Origin of the sequence: Mesonia sp. K4-1 (assembly GCF_008017825.1) — a bacterium.
Classification (GTDB): domain Bacteria; phylum Bacteroidota; class Bacteroidia; order Flavobacteriales; family Flavobacteriaceae; genus Mesonia.
Genome location: NZ_VRLS01000006.1, coordinates 1 through 20,054, shown reverse-complemented (window position 1 = coordinate 20,054; position 20,054 = coordinate 1). Strand labels below are relative to the sequence as shown.

General features: G+C 33.5%; 20 protein-coding genes and 1 riboswitch. Of the genes, 9 read left to right on the top strand and 11 right to left on the bottom strand.

What is annotated here, in order from left to right; translation table 11 throughout:
- Positions 1 to 2: 2 nt before the first annotated feature.
- Together FT986_RS00180 and FT986_RS00175 are read right to left on the bottom strand one after the other, a co-directional pair.
- Positions 3 to 1,025 carry an iron ABC transporter permease gene (locus FT986_RS00180; protein WP_147863282.1) on the bottom strand — a complete coding sequence of 341 codons (1,023 nt, stop codon included), beginning with the start codon at positions 1,023 to 1,025 and terminating at the stop codon, positions 3 to 5.
- 1 nt (position 1,026) lies between these two features.
- The gene (locus FT986_RS00175; RefSeq protein WP_147863281.1) at positions 1,027 to 2,163 is read right to left on the bottom strand and encodes an ABC transporter substrate-binding protein; all 1,137 of its coding nucleotides are present in this window, start codon (positions 2,161 to 2,163) and stop codon (positions 1,027 to 1,029) included.
- Between the two features lie 65 nt (positions 2,164 to 2,228).
- A riboswitch (cobalamin riboswitch) is annotated at positions 2,229 to 2,437 on the top strand.
- 30 nt (positions 2,438 to 2,467) lie between these two features.
- Between FT986_RS00175 and FT986_RS00170 the strand changes: the two genes are divergently transcribed.
- Positions 2,468 to 4,300 (top strand): TonB-dependent siderophore receptor, encoded by a 1,833-nt coding sequence (locus FT986_RS00170; RefSeq protein ID WP_147863280.1) that lies wholly within the window; start codon positions 2,468 to 2,470, stop codon positions 4,298 to 4,300.
- A 3-nt stretch (positions 4,301 to 4,303) separates the two neighbouring features.
- Positions 4,304 to 5,395 (top strand): YncE family protein, encoded by a 1,092-nt coding sequence (locus FT986_RS00165; RefSeq protein WP_147863279.1) that lies wholly within the window; start codon positions 4,304 to 4,306, stop codon positions 5,393 to 5,395.
- 67 nt (positions 5,396 to 5,462) lie between these two features.
- On the opposite strand, the gene FT986_RS00160 is transcribed toward FT986_RS00165, so the two are convergent.
- Entirely contained in the window at positions 5,463 to 6,857 is a 1,395-nt protein-coding gene (locus tag FT986_RS00160; RefSeq protein WP_147863278.1) for a S41 family peptidase, read from the bottom strand.
- Between the two features lie 114 nt (positions 6,858 to 6,971).
- On the opposite strand from FT986_RS00160, the gene FT986_RS00155 reads away from it, so the two are divergent.
- The 4 genes from FT986_RS00155 to FT986_RS00140 are packed head-to-tail and all read left to right on the top strand — an operon-like array spanning position 6,972 to position 9,078.
- Complete coding sequence (locus tag FT986_RS00155) at positions 6,972 to 7,484, top strand: RNA polymerase sigma factor (protein ID WP_147863277.1); 513 nt, start codon at positions 6,972 to 6,974, stop codon at positions 7,482 to 7,484.
- A complete protein-coding gene (locus FT986_RS00150) occupies positions 7,471 to 7,926 on the top strand; it encodes a hypothetical protein (protein ID WP_147863276.1) in 456 nt (151 codons plus the stop codon). Before FT986_RS00155 ends, FT986_RS00150 begins: the two co-directional genes overlap by 14 nt.
- Before the next feature lie 6 nt (positions 7,927 to 7,932).
- Positions 7,933 to 8,457 (top strand): DUF4252 domain-containing protein, encoded by a 525-nt coding sequence (locus FT986_RS00145; protein WP_147863275.1) that lies wholly within the window; start codon positions 7,933 to 7,935, stop codon positions 8,455 to 8,457.
- Positions 8,458 to 8,463: 6 nt separating this feature from the next.
- The gene (locus FT986_RS00140) at positions 8,464 to 9,078 is read left to right on the top strand and encodes a DUF4252 domain-containing protein (RefSeq protein ID WP_147863274.1); all 615 of its coding nucleotides are present in this window, start codon (positions 8,464 to 8,466) and stop codon (positions 9,076 to 9,078) included.
- Between the two features lie 46 nt (positions 9,079 to 9,124).
- Here FT986_RS00140 and FT986_RS00135 read toward each other — a convergent pair whose 3' ends face one another.
- Positions 9,125 to 9,760, bottom strand: a complete 636-nt coding sequence (locus FT986_RS00135) for a vancomycin high temperature exclusion protein (RefSeq protein ID WP_147863273.1) — start codon at positions 9,758 to 9,760, stop codon at positions 9,125 to 9,127.
- Between the two features lie 46 nt (positions 9,761 to 9,806).
- Complete coding sequence (locus FT986_RS00130; RefSeq protein ID WP_147863272.1) at positions 9,807 to 11,240, bottom strand: L-serine ammonia-lyase; 1,434 nt, start codon at positions 11,238 to 11,240, stop codon at positions 9,807 to 9,809.
- 245 nt (positions 11,241 to 11,485) lie between these two features.
- On the opposite strand from FT986_RS00130, the gene dnaK reads away from it, so the two are divergent.
- Positions 11,486 to 13,402 (top strand): molecular chaperone DnaK, encoded by a 1,917-nt coding sequence (gene dnaK / locus FT986_RS00125; protein WP_111542030.1) that lies wholly within the window; start codon positions 11,486 to 11,488, stop codon positions 13,400 to 13,402.
- Positions 13,403 to 13,471: 69 nt separating this feature from the next.
- Complete coding sequence (locus tag FT986_RS00120; RefSeq protein WP_147863271.1) at positions 13,472 to 14,467, top strand: LLM class flavin-dependent oxidoreductase; 996 nt, start codon at positions 13,472 to 13,474, stop codon at positions 14,465 to 14,467.
- Positions 14,468 to 14,533: 66 nt separating this feature from the next.
- Here FT986_RS00120 and FT986_RS00115 read toward each other — a convergent pair whose 3' ends face one another.
- From FT986_RS00115 to FT986_RS00105, 3 genes are all read right to left on the bottom strand, one after another.
- The gene (locus FT986_RS00115) at positions 14,534 to 15,265 is read right to left on the bottom strand and encodes a DUF4369 domain-containing protein (RefSeq protein WP_147863270.1); all 732 of its coding nucleotides are present in this window, start codon (positions 15,263 to 15,265) and stop codon (positions 14,534 to 14,536) included.
- A 91-nt stretch (positions 15,266 to 15,356) separates the two neighbouring features.
- Positions 15,357 to 16,625, bottom strand: coding sequence for a DUF819 domain-containing protein (locus FT986_RS00110; RefSeq protein ID WP_147863269.1), 1,269 nt, complete (start codon positions 16,623 to 16,625; stop codon positions 15,357 to 15,359).
- A gap of 67 nt (positions 16,626 to 16,692) precedes the next feature.
- Positions 16,693 to 17,619, bottom strand: coding sequence for an alpha/beta hydrolase (locus FT986_RS00105; protein ID WP_147863268.1), 927 nt, complete (start codon positions 17,617 to 17,619; stop codon positions 16,693 to 16,695).
- Positions 17,620 to 17,749: 130 nt separating this feature from the next.
- On the opposite strand from FT986_RS00105, the gene FT986_RS00100 reads away from it, so the two are divergent.
- Positions 17,750 to 18,538, top strand: coding sequence for a S1/P1 nuclease (locus tag FT986_RS00100; protein ID WP_255505868.1), 789 nt, complete (start codon positions 17,750 to 17,752; stop codon positions 18,536 to 18,538).
- A gap of 57 nt (positions 18,539 to 18,595) precedes the next feature.
- Here the strand turns inward: FT986_RS00100 and FT986_RS00095 are convergent, their stop codons facing one another.
- The 3 genes from FT986_RS00095 to FT986_RS00085 are packed head-to-tail and all read right to left on the bottom strand — an operon-like array spanning position 18,596 to position 19,859.
- Positions 18,596 to 18,874 (bottom strand): TIGR03643 family protein, encoded by a 279-nt coding sequence (locus FT986_RS00095; RefSeq protein ID WP_147863267.1) that lies wholly within the window; start codon positions 18,872 to 18,874, stop codon positions 18,596 to 18,598.
- Between the two features lie 2 nt (positions 18,875 to 18,876).
- Positions 18,877 to 19,455: an alpha-ketoglutarate-dependent dioxygenase AlkB gene (locus FT986_RS00090; protein WP_147863266.1), complete on the bottom strand. Its 579-nt coding sequence runs from the start codon at positions 19,453 to 19,455 to the stop codon at positions 18,877 to 18,879.
- A 17-nt stretch (positions 19,456 to 19,472) separates the two neighbouring features.
- A complete protein-coding gene (locus FT986_RS00085; RefSeq protein WP_255505867.1) occupies positions 19,473 to 19,859 on the bottom strand; it encodes a MauE/DoxX family redox-associated membrane protein in 387 nt (128 codons plus the stop codon).
- Positions 19,860 to 20,054 lie beyond the last annotated feature (195 nt).

Genomic DNA, 20,054 nt, shown 5'->3' with positions numbered 1-20,054 from the left:
ACCTAAAACATCAACTTCTTTTTTCTTACTAACAACCAAATCACTACAGGAGCACCAATAATAGAGGTAATTGCATTAATGGGTAAAATAAGTTCGCTACCAGGAATTTGAGCAATACTATCACAAATTAGCATTAGAATAGCTCCGCCTAAAATTACAGCAGGAACTAAAACCAAATGGTTACTACTCGGTATAATTTGACGAACCAAATGAGGAACTGCCAAACCTATAAAAGCGATAGGACCGGCAAAAGCGGTAATGCTTCCGGCAAGTAAGCTAGTCGCAAAAATAACTAGAAAACGGTTTTGCTTTAAATTAGTACCTAAGCTTTTAGCATACTGTTCTCCCAATGAAAGTGAATTAAGGTTTTTAATACAAAAGATGCTTAGTATAATTCCGCTAAGCCAAAAAAGAAAAAGGATACCAACCTCTGTCCATGAAAGGTTACCTAAGCTCCCAAAGGACCAAAAAATGTATTGTTGTAATTGTTGTGACGGACTAAAATAGGAAAGAACGCTGACTACTGCAGAGGTTAAACTAGCAAACATAAGACCGATAATGAGTAACGCCATAGTGTCTTTAATTTTAAAAGAAGCGCCAAGTATAGCGAGAAGCACTAAAAAACTTCCTAAGCTGGAAGCGATAACCAGGGTCCATTTAGAGAGAAATAATCCAGCAGTAATTCCGCCAAAAAGACTACTGCCCATAATGACTAGAGCAACCCCCAAACTAGCTCCGCTACTTAACCCTAAGACATAAGGGCCTGCTAATGGATTCCTAAATAAGGTTTGCATTAATAAACCACTTAATGCTAAACCAGAACCTACCAGGATGGCGGTAAAAGCTTTTGGTAAACGATATTCTAGAATAATGTATTGCCAACTTTCTTTGCTTACTTCTAAGTGAAAAATTGATTTTACAATTTCATCTAAAGGTATAGAAACCGACCCTAAACTAATGTTTAACAGGGTGGCAAGAATTAAAATAAAAATTCCTATCCATAAATATGTAGTTAGGTTTTTCAAGTTATTCTAAAGGCTTAAAAAAAGTGGTTTCGTAATTAGGTAATACCTCTGGGTGAAAGATTTTGATTAAATCTTTTAAAACCAGATCGGGGCGATTCGGTGCTAACTCATAATATAATGCTCCGCCAGTTTCTCCTGTTACTCCGGCAAAAGAGTAGATTTTTTTCTGCTGAAAGGCTTCAAATTTATTATAATGCTCACTCGCATTCATCATAGCATCATAAGAGGTAAAAGCTCCTGGAGCAATCCAGTAATCTGCTTTGTGAGATTTTTCTAGAACACTCTCAAAAGCTAAAGAAATACTTCCGTTACCGCTAGTGTTGGTATATAAATAATTTGCATTGGCGTCATCAATAAATTTAGCCTGCCAAGAATCCCCATAAGGTAAATACCAAACATCTTTATACATCGCCCCGCAAAGAACATTAGGTTGATGGTCGCTTTTTGAAGCTAATTTTTTTGCCTTGTTATATTCAGTTTTAATTTGATTAAAAATTGTAGTAGCAAGGTCTTCCTTATCATAAAAAGCACCAAAAAATTTAATCCATTCTGCTTTTCCCAAGGGATCGGCTTCTGTCCAATCACCATTATAAATTACGGGAATACCACTTTTTTTAATGGTTTCGAAGGTTTTAGTACCACTTTCAACTGCAAAACCAATAACAACATCGGGTTGAATATCAAGAAGAACCTCTGTGTTTATCGATTCGTTTTTGCCCAATTCTTTTACTTGTCCTGCATCGATTAAAGCTCTTGTCTTTTTTGAAGACACATATTTAGTATTAGGGAAACCTACTAATGTATTTTCAACTTCTAGACTTTCTAAAGAAGGAATATGTGTTGTTGAAGTAACCACAATCTTTTTTAAAGGAATGGTTACTTTTTGATCATACTCTAGGTCTGTTGGTAATTGAGTCCCTTTTCTAGACAATACATAAATAAACTTTTTCTCTGCTTTTGGCCAAGGATTGTTTACCGTTACTATTTTATAGTCGTCATAATTGGTAATTGAAAACCCATTAGCATTAGAAACTTCAATTTCTTTTCCCTGGAAAGAAGAAAGATTAGATTCTTTTGTTTTTTGCTCTTTACAAGCAAATATAAATAGAAGACTTAATAAGAAAAAGATTTTTTTCAAAGCAGATGATTTTTGACAAAAGTAAGATTATTTCATTTTCTGATGCGTAAAGTGTGCAAAATGTTTACTTTTGCAGCCAAATTGGTTAAACGGTTAATGTTAATTAGCTGTTTATTAAAAGGGAATTTCGTTAAACGCGAAAGCTGTTCCCGCAACTGTAAGCTTAGTCTCGTAGAGATGCTTTTGGTTCACTTCAATTCCACTGTTTAATAAAACGGGAAGGATCAACCAAAAGACGCAAGCCAGGAGACCTGCCAATTTTAAACCTAAAAATGAAGACTTTCGGGTAAAAGGTCTTACGTGTATGAAATATTTTATTTTCACATTTTTATTAAGCCTGTGTGCTTTCCAAGCATTTGCTCAAAACGATTCTATAAACGTATTAGAGGAGGTTTTGCTGAGTTCTAAAAAATTAGAACAATTTTCTACAGGACAATCACTAACCACATTTACCGATTCTACTTTTATCAAAAACGATCCTTTACTCACTTCTTTCTTAAACTATAATACCCCCGTTTATTTTAAAGAAAATGGTTTAGGTATGGTTTCTTCGCCGAGCTTTAGAGGAACTACCGCCCAACAAACCGCAGTAGTATGGAACGGTATCAATATCAATTCTCAATTTAACGGTCAAACCGATTTTAATACATTGAGTATAGCAGGTTACGATGAGGTTTCCGTTAAACCAGGAGGAGGTAGTGTACTTTACGGATCTGGCGCCATTGGTGGAACCATCCATTTAAATAACAATCTAGATTTCGATCCTAAGCATCAACATCAGGTTCACTTTTCTTATGGAAGCTATAATACCTATGATGCTCGATATGGTTGGAAATTGTCAAAAAATAACTGGTCTGTAGCGATTGACTTAAGCAGAAATCAATCTGAAAATGATTATGAATACCCTGATGATAAAGGAAAAAACAGAAACGGACAGTTTTATCAACAAGCTTTAAATACCAATATTGGCTACCAAATAAATAAAAAAAACACCCTGAAATTTTATAGTCAATTTATAGATGGAGAACGCCATTTTTCCTTGATTAGAAAATCTGATACTAAAACCAAGTACCAAGATATAAATAATCGAAATTTATTAGAGTGGGAGCGTAGTTTCGGTAAATTTTTATCGGTGACAAGAGCTGCGTATTTAGAAGAAAGGTATAAATATTTTGGTAATTTATCCACTCAAAATTACAGTTTTGCAGAAGCAAAAACCTATATAGGGAAATATGATCTTCAATATAAACCAACCAGTAATAGCTTAATTAACGGGATTGCTTCTTATCAAAATACTCAGGGTAAAGGGTCAAGTTTGGGAAATAATAAAAGAGAAGTCACTTCATTTTCTCTTTTGGGAAAACACCAGCTCTCTCCTAAATTAACCTACGACGTTGCCTTCCGTAAAGAAATCTCACACAGTTATGAAAGTCCGTTATTATATTCTTTGGGCGTAATCTACGACATTGCTAGTTTCTATGATTTAAAACTGAATTTCTCTAAGAATTTTAGAATGCCCACTTTCAACGATTTGTATTGGGAAGGCAGCGGTAATACTTCGCTTAAAGCGGAACAATCTCATCAAGTAGAAGTAGGAAACATATTTAAGTTCAAAAACGCCTCTATTAATATAACTGGTTTTTACAATGATATTAATGACATGATACGTTGGTTACCTAGTAATAACAGCGTGTGGGTACCCGATAACGTAGATGCTGTGAAAACTTATGGAGGTGAACTACTGGCAGATTACTCTTATACTTGGAGTCAACAAAAACTAGCTTTTGCAAGCACTTTTTCATATACCATTTCAGAAAATACAGAAACATCTAAATTCCTTACTTACGTCCCAAAAACCAAAATAACATTTTCTGCAATTTATGAGTGGCATCGTTGGTTCTTAGATTATAAGTTTTTATACACTGGAGAAGTTTTTACTAGAACCGATAATAATTCTAAATATAATTTAGATGCTTATACGGTGTCCAATTTAGGAGCAGGATTTCAATTAGATAAAAATAATAATAAAGTAATTGGTATACGAACCAAAAACATTTTTAATAAAGCATACCAAAGCGTAGAAAATCGCTATATGCCAGGATTTAATCTCAATTTTTATATAACCTTAAATTTTTAAACGATGAACTTTACTAAATTTTTAATGCTTGCTTTTATGAGCACATTTTTCTTTACTGCTTGTAGTAATGATGATGATTTTGTAGCAGAAACTCCAGACTCAGAAACACCAGGTACAGAAAATCCAGATCCAGAAGAACCAAGAGGAGATTACGATAATGGAATATTAGTGCTTAACGAAGGAGGAACGGGCTCTGTAACTTATATTAGTGAAGACTTAGCGAGCGTAGATCAAGAAATTTTTCAGACTGTAAATAGTGGAGATGATTTAGGAGCTTATGTACAATCTATATTTTCTGATGAAGAGAAAGCTTATATTATTTCTAATGGATCTAATCTTATCACAGTAGTCAATCGTTATACGTTTGAGCTTTTAGGAAAAGTAGATGCAGGTCTTAGCGTTCCACGATATGGTGTTGCTATGAATGGTAAGCTTTATGTAACCAATCAAGCCGATTTCGCTACCACTGCAGATGATTATGTAGCTGTTATTAACCAAGAAACCCTATTGGTAGAAAATTCGGTAATTATTGGAGATGCTGTAGAGTTTATCGAAGAAGAAAATGGTAAACTGTACATTCAAAATGCAACCTATGGAGCTGGTAATAAAATTTCTGTATTTAATCCAACCAACAGTATAGTAGAAGCTACCTTTACTACCAATGATGCGCTAAACTCTATAGAAATAGAAAACGGCTCTTTATTCGCTTTAAGCGGAAATAAATTGCAAAAGTTCAATCTTACTACTCAGGCTTTAGAATCTGAAATAGATTTAAATTACACTCAAGATGGGAGTTTTATTAGTGCAGGCAATCTAGAAATTGAAGATGAGAATATCTATTTTACGGCAAGTAATAAAGTGTATACTATGGCGTTGAATGCAACTACAGCACCTGTTAATGCATTAATAACTTACCAAACTAGTTCAGAATATGGAGTAATGTACGGTTTTGAAGTTGATGATGACCGTATTTTTATTGGAGATGGTGGCGATTTTGCATCCAACAGTTTTGTAGAAATATATGACCTTAACGGAACTTTACTTAAAAATGTAGAAGTAGGTCTTGCTCCTAACGGATTTTATTTTAACGACTAGTTAAACTATTTATATAAAAAAAGCCCGCTTTTTTGCAAAGCGGGCTTTTGTCTTTTATAGATAAAATTTATTTAGTTTCTGCATACATACGTTGGTAGGTAGCGTTATACATTTTACTTTCTCCAATATTTTTTATTTCTAATGGTTGAGTTCTTCCTGAAGGTCTCCCGTTTCCTAAAATGTCATCTATTGCAGCTTTAAGCAGTGATTCATTAGGGTCACCTAATTCTCCTAAATTAGAATAATCTTCATTCACTTCAATAGTAGGAATTAGACCATCAACATAATCTGTAAAGCCGTTGGCGTTAACCGATTTTAAAATTAAAGGTTGCAAAGCATAAGTGTGATTTAAGTTAAGGTTATCTCCGTTTCTTCTAAAATTGTTAGAATCATAAAGCGTCGTTGAGCCTTGAAACTTCCCTACAGTAGTTGTTCCTATTTGCTTAACATCTACATAAGGCATTAAACCACTAATCAACAATTCACTCGCTGAAGCGGAACTACTCGTAGTTAAAATATATACTTTACTTAAATTAAGACTATTTATAGACTCATCGGTAGAGATTTTATTGTTAAAGTCACGTTCAAAATCATCAAAATTGTCATTATAAACTTGAGTAATAAATAATTCCCCATTAAACTGTCCAGTAACCATACTAGCTAAATCATTGCAAGTTTCAATGCTTCCACCGCTGTTGTATCTCACGTCGATAACTAAATCTTGAATCCCATCTGCTTTAAAATCCGCGAAAGCGTTATTAAGTTCACTATCAAAATTTTGTCTAAATCCGTTATACATTAAATAGCCAATTTTTTGTCCTTCTACGGTTAAGGTTTTCGCTATAAATACAGGGTTTTCTGTATATTCTTGCTTAGTAAGACTAATGGTTTCGTCTAGCGGAGTTAAAATTCCGTTTTCAAAAGAAGCCAAACCTATACTGTAATTATTGGAAGAAAGAAGTTGATTAAAGTTATTTTCGGTAAGTATTTGGTCATCAACTCGGTTAAAAATCATTCCTCTTTCCAGGTTATTTTGCGAAGCAGAAGTATTGGGGAGAACGTAACGAACATAACCAAAAATTTCTCCCGTAGATTGTAGTTGCACCAAACCAAACTCCATACCGTTATTGGTGGTGGTCCCGTTAAAGGCTTGTTCTAACTCAATATAATTATCTACCAAAAAACTAAAACGATCTTGACTAGAGAGTAAATCTGCAAAAAGTTCTTCTGGCGTATTAAAACCATTTAGGTATTGATTACGTTCGTTTGTAGAGCTAAAACTATTATTAGCCAATACGGGCTTATCTGCTTTATACAAATAAAATGTCTGCATAGCGTTATAGATAAAGTCTTGTATTTCTATAGTACTAGCTTGTTGGAAATCATCATCTCTATCTTTAAAACAAGAGGTGACCACGAGGGAAAAAATAATGAGAAGTAAAAGGGAATTGGTTTTTTTCATAGTATATACTCTTATAAAGGATAAAGTTAAGTACAATATAATTAAATTTTAATCCTTTGTAACAAAATTTAAATTGGAACGTCAAGCTTATAGAAACCACCAAATAAAAGGAAATTGAATCAGAAGTCATTTTTAGAGTTTGTAAATCCTATAAAAGATAAAATTTATCGATTGTCTTTAAGATTGCTGGTTTCTAAAGATGCAGCCGAAGATGCTACACAAGAAGTGATGATAAGGTTGTGGAAGATGAAGGATAAATTGAAAGATTATAACAGTCCGCAAGCTTTAGCGATGACCATTACTAAGAATTATTGTTTTGATCAATTAAAAGCAAAAAAAAACAATAACCTAAGAATTGTTCATAGTAATTATGAAGATGGAAAGAAAAGCTCCTTGCAGAAAGAAATTGAAGCAAAAGATGAACTTTTAAAAGTACAAGAGATCATAAAAAATTTATCAGATCAAGAACAATTACTTATTCAGTTAAGAGATATAGAGCAGTTAGAGTATGATGAAATGGAGGAAATTACAAAAATGAATCAAACTGCGATTAGAGTGGCACTCTCTAGAGCCAGAAAAAAAATTAGAAAAGAAATATTAAAAAAACATAACTATGGAATTGCATAAAATAGAGTCTCTCTTAGAGAAGTACCTCGAGGCAGAAACCACAGTACAAGAAGAAACTATATTGAAAAATTATTTTTCTTCCTCAGAGGTAGAAGCTCATTTAGAACAATACCGTCCTTTATTTCAGTTTTACAGCTTAGAGAAAGCTATTGTTTTAAATGAAGAGGAGCGTGTAATCAAGCTTCCGCGGAAGCATAGCCGTACGAGTTTATACGCCAGTATTGCTTCTATAGCAGCTATATTGATGGTGGCAATAAGTGTATTTCAATTTTCTAATTACCAAGAAGAACATTTGGTACTAGAAGGAAGTCATGAATTGGCTATGAAAAACACACAAGATTTATTCAATATGGTAACCGGGGCAGTAGCTAACAGCAAAGAAAATCTAATGTATTTAAAAGAGTTACCCCAAACAAAAAATAAATTAATAACAACAAAATAAGTAAAGATGAAAAAGAGTATAATTTTAGTTTTAGCCATTATGTTGGCTCCGATTTTTAGTAATGCACAATCTAAATTTGAGCGTTATGAGAAGATGCGAGATGTAAATGCTATGGTCATTACCAGCAATATGTTTAAGCTTTTAGCGGAAATAGACTTAGATAGTGATGACCCAGAAATGCAACAGTACATTAACCTTATAGAGAATCTAAAGGACATTAAAGTTATTTCTACCGAAAATACATCGATAGGAGCAGAGATGAAAAAAGATTTTGATTCTCATATCAACTCAGGTTCTTTAGAGAAGTTGATGAGCTTTAAAGATGATAACAAGAATGTTCAATTTTATTCTAAACCTGGTAGTAAGAAAAACTTTGTAAGTCAGTTAATGATGTTAATGCAAGGGCGTGAAGATGGAAAACCTATCACGGTAGTACTTTCTATAACAGGAGATATTGATCTTAAGGAAGTATCTAAGTTAGCCAAAGATTTAGAAGTACCAGGAGCTGAAGAATTAGAAAAAGTTAATTAAGAAAAAATGAAAAAGAAAATAAATATTATAGGAATACTAGTTTTAATTTTAGGACTAGCTTCTTGTACAAGCGAACCAAGCCTACAAAGTTATTATGTAGACCACCAAGATAATAAGAACTTTATGGTGCTAGATGTTCCTGCAAGTTTAATTGTAGGGGATAACTCTCAACTTCCTGCAAAAGATCAAGAAGTTTTAAAATCGGTAAAAAAAGCAGTAGTGCTAGCTTTACCGTTAAACGGAGAAAATGAAGAATTCTATAAAGAAGAACGCGTTACAATAGAACAAATCTTAGAAAATGAAAAGTATAATCTATTAATGAGAATGGGCTCTTCTAAAAGTGGTGTGCGTATATCTTACTTAGGTGATGAAGATTCTATAGATGAAATTGTAATTTATGGGAATGATGAAGAAAAAGGCTTTGCAGTAGCTCGTGTTTTAGGAGATGATATGAATATAGGAGCAATCTTAAAATTAGCAAAATCTATAGGAAATGGAGATGTAAACGTGAACGTTAATTCCTTAGAACCATTAATGGATATGTTAGGAGAGAAAAATGACTCTTTAGAAATGAAGATTAATAAACAAAGACAAGTAAAGAATAGATATTCTTTAAAGTAAAACTAAAATGTGATTCAGAAAAAAGCCCGTTTTTAGACGGGCTTTTTTATTTAATTTCAATTTTATCGCCTAAAAATTTAGGTTCTATTCCAATCATAATATCTAAAAAAGCTTTTGTCCTCGCTAAATATTCTCTAAGCTGTGTTTTAAATCCATAATTAAGAGAAACATCTTTAGCATTATAACCTACTGCACTTAGCGCGTGTTTACTGGCTAAATAGATTGCCCTTTCATTATGAAACTCTTGAGAAATAATAGTAACACTATTTTGACCGAATATTTCTTTAGCTCTAACTACAGAATCTAACGTTCTAAAGCCTGCATAATCGAGGAAAATTTTATCTTCAGGTATTCCTTTTTTTAAAAGTTCATTTTTAAAATCGTTAGGTTCGTCATAGTTTACACTTCCGTTATCTCCACTTATGAGAACAAAATCTATTTTTCCGCTTTTAAAAAGTTGAACAGTCGCATTAATTCTGTATGTAAAATATAAATTAACTCTTCCGTCTCTTAAGTACTTGGAGGTGCCTAATACAAGACCTACCTTATTTTTAGGAATTTCACTAAGCGTTGAAAATGTTTTGTTTTTAGCAGCTCCAACAATAATATAATTAGAAATAAAAATCAACGTAAGTGATAAAACAATGAAAGAGATAAAGGTAAATTTGAGTTTTTTTAACATAAGTAAAACAATTTACCTTTCAGGAAAATATATAAAGCTCTAAAAATTAACAATCACTCAAGCTTACTTTTACAGCCAAACCACCTTCCGATGTTTCTTTGTATTTAGAATTCATATCTTTTGCCGTATCCCACATCGTCTCAATTACTTTATCTAAAGGCACTTTAGCTTTGCTGGCATCACTCTCTAAAGCGATTTCGGCGGCATTTATCGCTTTTATGGCTCCCATAGCATTTCGTTCTATACAAGGAACTTGTACTAAACCAGCAATAGGATCACAGGTTAATCCTAAATGATGTTCCATAGCAATTTCACTAGCCATTAAAATTTGTTCGGGAGATCCACCCAAGAGATGTGTAAGTCCGCCCGCAGCCATAGCAGAGGAAACGCCAATTTCTGCTTGACAACCTCCCATCGCAGCCGATATAGTTGCTCCTTTTTTAAATAAACTTCCTATCTCTCCTGCAACCAACATAAATTCTTTTAAATGTTCAAAAGTGGCATCGTGGTTTTCAATAGTCATATAATACATCATTACGGCAGGCACAGTTCCTGCACTTCCGTTTGTAGGAGCAGTAACTACTCTTCCTAATGCTGCATTCACTTCATTTACACTAATGGCATAACAACTTACCCATTTGAGAATTTGTCTAAATTTCACCTCGGTATTACGAATCGATTCTAACCATTCTAGCGGATTGTTATATTGCTCATCACCAATTAAGCGTTGGTGCATCCCATGAGCTCTACGCTGCACATTTAATCCTCCTGGTAAAACACCATCGGTGTGACAACCTACATACATAGATTCTAGCATAACATCCCAAACATCTTTTAGCCCTGTATGAATTTCATCTTCATTACGTAAAGATTTCTCGTTTTCTAAAACAATTTCGGGTATGCTTTTACCTTCCTGTTTACAAAATGCAAGTAAGTCACTTCCTTTCTCTATTGGAAATGGGAATTGAGCTAATTCTTTTTGATTTTGTTTAGCATTTTTTCTTTCTTTTTTAACCACAAAGCCTCCACCAATGGAATAGAACGTGGAAGAAGAAGTTTTGCCGTTTTCTAAAGTAGCGGTAAACTTAATACCATTAGGATGAAACTCTAAGAATTTCTTATTGAATATAACTTGCGTAGTAGGATCAAATTCTAATTGTTTTTCTCCGTTAAGTTCTAATCTTTTAAAAGTATGGATGGTTTCAATGGTTTCATCTAGTAAAGATAAATCCATCGTTACAGGATCAAAACCACAAAGTCCTAAAATAGAAGCGATATCTGTAGCGTGCCCTTTTCCGGTAAGAGATAAAGAACCATATAAGTCTACTTTTACTTTTTTTACTTGTTCAAAAACATTTTTTCCTTTCAATTCATCTATCCATCGTTGTGCAGCACGCCAAGGTCCCAAAGTATGAGAACTAGAAGGGCCAACGCCAATTTTTAGCATATCAAATACACTTATGCATTCTATCTTTTTCATAAGAAAAGAGTGTTTAATTTTTTGTATTTACAAATATGATAGAAAAAATTGTGCTTTCCATAACTGGCAGTGTTTTTTATTCCGCTTAAAGCGAAAAATAAAAAGAACTCTAAACTAAAGAAAGCTTGTCATCTTTATAGTATTGAATATTTAGGCTTGTGACAACCTGTCATAATTTTTTGAGTGGCACAGAGATTGAAATATGCTTACCGAATTAAAAAACAAAAAAATAAAAATATATAGTTATGAGTAAAATAATTGGTATTGATTTAGGTACGACCAACTCTTGTGTTTCTGTAATGGAAGGAAACGAGCCAACGGTAATACCTAATGCCGAAGGTAAAAGAACAACTCCTTCTGTGATTGCTTTTGTAGAAGATGGAGAGATTAAGGTAGGTGATCCTGCAAAGCGTCAAGCAGTTACCAATCCAGAAAAAACGATTTCTTCTATTAAAAGATTTATGGGGAATAAATTCTCTGAGTCTAGTAGAGAAGCTGGTCGTGTAGCTTATAAAGTAAAAAAAGGAGATAACGATACACCAAGAGTAGATGTTGATGGTCGTTTATATTCACCACAAGAACTTTCTGCGATGATTCTTCAAAAAATGAAGAAAACAGCAGAAGATTATTTAGGACAAGATGTTACAGAAGCGGTAATTACTGTTCCTGCATATTTTAACGATTCTCAGCGTCAAGCAACTAAAGAAGCTGGAGAAATTGCTGGTCTTAAAGTAAGAAGAATAATTAACGAGCCTACTGCAGCAGCATTGGCTTATGGATTAGATAAAAAAGGACAAGATCAAAAAATCGTAGTATTTGACTTTGGTGGAGGAACTCACGATGTTTCTATCTTAGAATTAGGAGATGGAGTATTTGAAGTATTAGCTACCGATGGTGATACACACTTAGGAGGTGATGATGTAGATGAGGTAATTATCGACTGGTTAGCTGAAGAGTTTATCAAAGATGAAGATATCGATTTACGTAAGGACCCAATGGCGTTACAACGTTTAAAGGAAGCTGCAGAGAAAGCAAAAATTGAATTATCTTCTTCTAGCCAAACTGAAATCAATTTACCTTATGTTACTGCTACATCTAGCGGACCTAAGCACTTAGTTAGACCATTATCTAGATCTAAATTTGAGCAATTAATTTCTGATCTTGTAAAAAGAACAATCACTCCTTGTGAGAAAGCAATGAAAGCTGCTGGAATCTCTAAGAGTGATATCGACGAAGTAATCTTAGTAGGAGGTTCTACAAGAATTCCTGCAGTACAAGAAGCAGTAGAGAAATTCTTTGATAAGAAGCCAAGTAAAGGTGTAAACCCAGATGAGGTAGTATCTTTAGGAGCAGCGATTCAAGGAGGAGTTTTAACAGGAGATGTAAAAGACGTTTTATTATTAGATGTAACACCACTTTCTTTAGGAATTGAAACTATGGGAAGCGTAAACACTAAGTTAATTGAAGCGAACACTACAATTCCTACGAAAAAATCTCAAGTATTCTCAACAGCGGCAGATAATCAACCATCTGTAGAGATTCACGTATTGCAAGGAGAGCGTCCAATGGCGGCAGATAATAAAACTATTGGTAGATTTCACCTTGACGGAATCCCTCCGGCACAAAGAGGAACTCCACAAATTGAAGTAACTTTTGATATTGATGCTAACGGAATTATAAAAGTAAGCGCAGAAGATAAAGCAACTGGTAAAAAGCAAGACATTCGTATCGAAGCTTCTTCAGGTTTAACCGAAGAGGAAATCGAAAAAATGAAGCAAGAAGCTGAAGCTAATGCTGAGTCTGATAAGAAAGCTAAAGAAAAAGTAGATAAGCTTAATGAAGCTGATGCTATGATTTTCCAAACAGAGAAGCAATTAAAAGAGTTTGGTGATAAACTTTCTGACGATAAGAAGAAACCAGTTGAAGATGCTTTAGAAGAATTAAAGAAGGCATACGAAACGAAAGAGTTAGAGCAGATAGAGCCAGCTTTAGATAAATTAAATGAAACTTGGAAAAGCGTTTCTGAAGAAATGTATAAAGCGCAAGCTGAAGCACAGCAAGGCGGAGCTCAACAAGGAGCAACTGGCGGAAGTGCAGAAGGAGCAGACGATGCTAAAAGCGGAGACGATGTAGAAGACGTAGACTTCGAAGAAGTGAAATAAGTTCTTTAAATATTTTAATATATAAAACGCAACTCTCAAAAGGAGTTGCGTTTTTTTATCTCTAATACTATGAAAAAGAAAACCCCATATTCAATCTTAGAATTGGCAAGTGTTGCTAAAGATTCTACTATAGGACAAACCTTTGCCAAAAGTGTAGATTTAGCACAAGCAGCCGAAAGATTAGGATACACAAGATTTTGGTTAGCAGAACATCATAATATGAAAAGTATCGCGAGTTCTGCAACCTCAGTACTTATTGGTCATATTGCTGGAGCAACGAAAAAAATAAGAGTAGGGTCTGGCGGAATTATGTTACCCAATCATTCTCCCTTAGTAGTTTCAGAGCAATTTGGTACGCTAGGTAATTTATACCCCCACCGTATAGATTTAGGTTTAGGAAGAGCACCAGGAACAGATCAAGAAACCGCACATGCGATACGATCTGATCGTATGAAAGCTGTATATCAATTTCCAGAGGAAGTAAATAAAATTCAACATTTTTTCTCTGCTGAAAATAAGGATAAGGTACGCTCATATATCTCTGAAGGAGTAGAGATGCCTATTTATATTTTGGGTTCTAGTACAGATAGTGCGCACGTGGCAGCTCAAAAAGGTTTACCTTATGTGTTCGCAAGTCATTTTGCACCTGCACAATTACATAAAGCTTTGCAAATTTATCATGAAAACTTCCAGCCCTCTAAATATTTAGACAAGCCTTATACCATTGCTGGAGTAAATGTAATTGCAGCAGATACTAATGAAGAAGCCGAAAAGCTTTCTACTTCTATGCTACGTATGATTTTGGGTGTGGTGACTGGAAATATAGATTATGTGCAAGCACCCACTAATATGACTCAAGAATTAAAAGAAAGTGCTAGTCACCCTAGCATTCAACAGATGACAAAATATGCGTTTGTTGGGAATAAAGAAAGTGTAAAAAAAGATACAAAACAATTTTTAGAGGATACCCAAGTAGATGAAGTTATTGTTGCTTCTCATATTTATAATCATCAAAACAGGGTAAAGTCTTATGAGATTTTTGCTGAAATTATGCAAGAATTGTAAAACTCAATTAGTAGATAAAAAAAAGGCGATGTTTTTACATCGCCTTTTTTATGAAATTGTAAATTACTATTTGTCACTGACTTTATCATCCAGCTTCAAAAGTTTACGCTGTTCTTTAATTAAATCTTTCAGCTCTTTACCATATTTAGATTTTCTAATCTCTTTTTGGTAAGAATTATAAACGGTATCTAAATATTTAATGTTGGCATCAAAAGCTTCCGTTAAGATAATATAAGGAGAAACCTCTTTATCTTTATGGTTGATAGCAAAGTTTACAGTATATAAATACTTTCTCTTTAATAAATTCTCATACGACTTATTGATAGCTAACACTTTTTCTTGGTCGTTTGCTTTTTGAGCATCAAAACTTTCTTTTACTAAATCTAAATTTTGCTCATTAAACCTTTTTATGATTCCTTCATACTCTTCTAAAATAGCTTGATTCTTAGATCCTGAAACTTTTGAGTTCGCCACAAAATTGTCTAAAGTAGAATTGATGGTCATTTCTCCTTTTTCTGCAAAGAAATCAATGATGTCATCATTTTTGTCTCCATCAATTTTATCTAAGTATAGAAACATGATTTCGGGTTCATCTATATAAGCTTCTAAAAGGTAATTAGAATCTCCATCAATAATAACCGAATCTATATTTACGATACTGGTATCTTTTATTTTTTGTAAATAAAGTGATCCTTGCTTTAATCCTTTAATATTTCCGCTAAGGCTAAAATTAGTTTCTTTTTCTTGGCAAGAAACCATTACTAAAATAGTGAGTGTTAAAATAAATATTCTTTTCATCTTCTTTTTTAAATTGGGTGCAAATATGCTTTTTTTTATTGAACTGTACTATTAGATTATGAATACTGAATCAAATTTAGGACCAGTGAATTTAGGCACTTACCGCGGCAATTTCCATTAATACAGCACATAAATATGCAGCCCAAGTACCAACTACATATCCCATCACTGCTAAAAGTACACCAACTGTAGCTAAAGAGGGGTGAAAAGCTGCAGCCACAACAGGAGCAGAGGCTGCGCCACCTACATTAGCTTGACTTCCTACGGCTAAGAAAAAGTATGGTGCTTTAATAAGTTTAGCTACTCCAACAAGTAAGCCAGCGTGGATGGTCATCCATACTAAACCTATAGCAATTAGCCCTGGATTTTCAAAAATCATTAAAAGATCCATTTTCATTCCTATAGTTGCTACTAAGATGTAAATAAAAATACTTCCTAATTTACTAGCACCAGCTCCTTCATATTGTTTGGCTTTGGTGAAAGAAAGTAAAATCCCGATAAGGGTAGCGATGGTTATCATCCAAAAGAAAGTAGAAGTGAACGATGATAGAGCAGATGATTTATCATTAAATACTTCAAAATTATTAATTAAAGCAGCAGAAATACCGTCGGCTCCCCAATGTGCGATACCCACAGCACCTAATGCTAAACCTAGCATAATCATATAATCTGCTAAAGAAGGGTTTCTTGTAATCCCAGCAGTATAATCTTGTACCTTATTTTTAAGTTTGGTAATAGCAGAAGAATCTGCTTTTAACCATTTGTCAATCGCTTCGGTTTTGGCAATTCCCATTAAAATCACCGCCATCCATAGGTTCGCGACAACAATATCTACGAAGACCATTCCGCCATATTTCTCTGGATTGAATTTGAATATCTCCAACATAGCAGCCTGATTAGCGCCACCACCAATCCAACTCCCCGCAAGAGTAGCTAGACCTCTCCAAATCGCATCTGGACCAGATCCGCCAACCGTTTCTGGAGAAACAGCAGAAATTAAAAGAATCGCTAAAGGTCCGCCAATTACAATACCAATGGTTCCTGTAAAGAACATAATTAAAGCTTTTGGCCCTAAATTAAAAATTGCTTTTAAGTCTATACTTAATGTCATTAAAACTAAAGAAGCTGGTAAAAGGTATCTACTGGCTACAAAATAAAGTTGAGATTCTTCTGCACTTATAATTCCTAGTGTATTAAAAATTGCAGGAATTAAATAACACATTAAAAGTGCGGGTACTACTTTATAAAAGCTTTTCCAAAAGCCAGTTTTGGCTGAAGAGGTATAAAATACAGCTGCTAAAATGAGCATTAGTATTCCAAAAACAATGGCATCGTTCGTAAAAACAGGTGCGTTTTCCATAAAATATCTGATTTTTGGTAAATATACTTACTTTAGGAAAACTTCAAATATTTTGAGGAAGGACTTCTTATTTATCTTTAATAAAAAGTGAGATCGTTTTAGTAAGTTCTTCAGAAATAAGTAAATCTTTACGGTAGTAACTTTTCTGGTTCACCATATCATTATCGCCCTCTACATTTACTAATACGTAATTCATATTTTCAATTTCCTTAACGGAAGCATTAGGGTAAGCTTTTTGTAAAGCAGATAAATCTTCTGGAGTGGATTGTAAATCTTTGCTTCCGCGGATAAGAAGCACTGGGATATTTAGCTTTTGAATTTCTTGAGTAGGCGTGTAAGCCATCCAAGAAGACATAAAAGGCTGCAAATCTTTACGCAACATGGATTCTAAAGCTGGATTATAGTTTTTTACTTTTCCTCGCTCTTTTAATTCCGCAAAAGCGTTAGTAGCATCTTGAGTCAAACCAGGAGCTTGAAGTTTAATTTTACCTAAAATAGTTTGATCTATACTTTTTGCTGCCCCGCCAATACTTATAAGACCGTCTACATTGTTTTGCGCTGCTAAAATCCCGACTAAAGAACCTTGTCCGCGTCCTATAATATATATAGATGTAAATCTTTGTTTATTCTTAAAGTAATCTATGGTCGTCTTGGCATCTTCGACCATAAAATCGAACCTGAAGTCTTTTTCTTGCAGATTAAGTTTTTGCGCTTTTAAAATTCTTTTATCGTATCTAAAAGAACTAATACCGCTGTGAGCTAAGCTTTCTGCTAATTTTTTCGTAGCATTATTGGTTTGGGTTCTTTCATTACCATTTCGGTCTATTGCTCCAGCATCATTGAGTATAATAACAAGTGGACTTTCCTGAGCAGTGCTTGTTAATAGGGTTCCTTCTACAAATTGGTTGATCTTAATATCGTTTGCAATCACATTAAATTGTGCAAAGGAAATTTGTGTAATGGTGGTTAAAATTAAAAAGCAAAACTTTTTCATAAGGGTAAATTCAATTTTTGCTAATATAAAACGATTTGTAGAGATAAATGTTGTTTTAAATTTAGATTAAGTTGAAGAAAAGAGAAATAATTTTTAAAACAATATTGTACTTTTGAAAAAAATATAAGTTTTGAAAAAACAAATCTCTCTAAGTTTACTTTTTTTACTAATTAGCATGAGTTCTATGCAAATCTTCGCGAACGAAGATTGGGGACAAAACGGACATAGAACTACTGCGCAAATCGCACAAAAGCATCTTTCTAAGAAAGCTTTAAAAAGAATTACTAAGTTACTAGATGGTAATACCATTGCAGTAGGATCTACTTTTGCAGACGAGATTAAAAGTGATAAAGCTTTTAGAGGTTATAGTAAATGGCATTATGTAAATATTCCAGATGGTAAGACTTATGCAGAAATAGAAAAAGATCTTGAAGAAAATGTAGTGTGGGGAATAGAAGAGTGCATTAATAAATTACAATCTAAAGATACAGAAACTAAAGATCAACAGTTTTATTTAAAAATGTTAGTTCATTTGGTAGGAGATCTACACCAACCTATGCATGTTGGTAGAGCAGAAGATAGAGGAGGGAACGATATTAAAGTAGAGTGGTTTGGGGAAAAATCTAACTTACATCGTGTATGGGATTCTAATATGATAGACAGTTACGATATGAGTTTTACAGAACTGTCTGCTCACGCACAACAGCTTTCTAAATCTGAAATCTCAAAAATTAAAGAAGGAAGTGCAGAAACTTGGGCTTTAGAATCTCAATCTTTAGCAAAGAAATTATATGAGTCTGTAGAAGATAATAGAAATTTAGGATATAGGTATATGTATGATTGGTTTCCTCAATTGAAAAAACAATTGCAAAAAGGAGGGATTCGATTAGCTAAAATTTTAAATGAAATTTACGGATAATCAAACTCTAACCATCCTTTTCTATATCTATTACAATCGGTGACCTTGTTAATCTTATTATCTTTTAGATAATTTATTTTGAGAAATGTGCTTTTGCTGTTTAGACTTAAAAGTATTTACATCATCGCCTCTTAGTTTTAAGTGTTTTGTTTTTCTTCCTTGTACGCGAGCTCTCCACATTCTAAAACTAGAAGGTTTTAGTTCTCGCTGCATAATTTTAATAACGTCGTCTTCAGAAATATTAAACTGAAATTCAATAGCTTCAAAAGGCGTTCTATCCTCCCAGGCCATTTCTATTATTCTATCTAATTCTCTTTCGGTGAAATCTCTTTCCATAATTATGTTATAATTCTAAATGTTAGGTTAATTCTTTCCCCAACTATTTTTTTGGTTTTAGGAATCTCGTGTTTCCAATAATGTTGCGTGGTTCCTTTCATTAGTAGTAAGCTTCCATTCTCAAGAAGTAGCTTTTTCTTTTCTTCTTTTAAAGTATTGTGTTTTAATTTAAAAACTCTTTCTGCTCCCAAACTAATAGAAGCTATAGGCGGATTTTCACCCAATTCCTTTTCATTGTCTGCATGCCAACCATTACTATCCTGTCCATCTCTATATAAGTTCAAAAGACAAGTAGTAAAATGAATTCCTGTAACCTCCTTTAACCGATCTCTTAAGTCTAATAACTCCTGCGTAAATAATTTTGGCTGCATAGTAATTCCAGAATAAGAATAGGTCTGATTATTCTCAGCATACAAGGCAGTCAATCTAGGTTGGTCAAATTCTTTTCCAAATATTTTAATGGAGTCTTGTTGCCATTCCAGTTTTTCCCTAAGAGTATTAAAAAGAGTAATACTTTCTTTATTATCTAAAAAGTGATTTTCATAATAAATTTCAGAATCGGGTAGAAGCAAAGGTTTCATATAGCGTTTTCACGGAATTAAAATTGCAAATAAAAGTAAGCCCACCATATAAGAACAAATTGAAGAGGGAGTCTTAATAATAAAATCCATCGCGGGATACCAGCACTAGCTTTCTTAGAACTTAGCATATAGAAATGAACCAACAAAAAAATGAGTAGCATAAGAATGATACCATAAATTGCCCAATCTTTATAAGCTTTAAATAAAAGAAGTGTACCCAATACAATTTCTAGAAGACCACTTAAGTAAACAAAACTGAGATGAGCGGGTAGATACCTAGGCATAATCCTCAAATACATTTTAGGTTTAATAAAATGAAAAAGACCAGCGATAATATACATTCCGCTCATTATATATAGGTGCCAAGTAAAATATTCCATGACTGAAAGATATATAAATGTCATCTAGAACTTATAAGATTTAACTAATTTTAATAGATGTTATACTATGATATTTGATGCTCAACGATTAATACTAACAAATGTTACTTTGCATATAATTCATTTTTAAGTTGTTAAGAGAATATTAAATAAAAGTTGCGATTTTGTTTGTTGATTAGGGAAAAAGGGTTGTATATTTGCACCCCGCTTAGCGCGGTA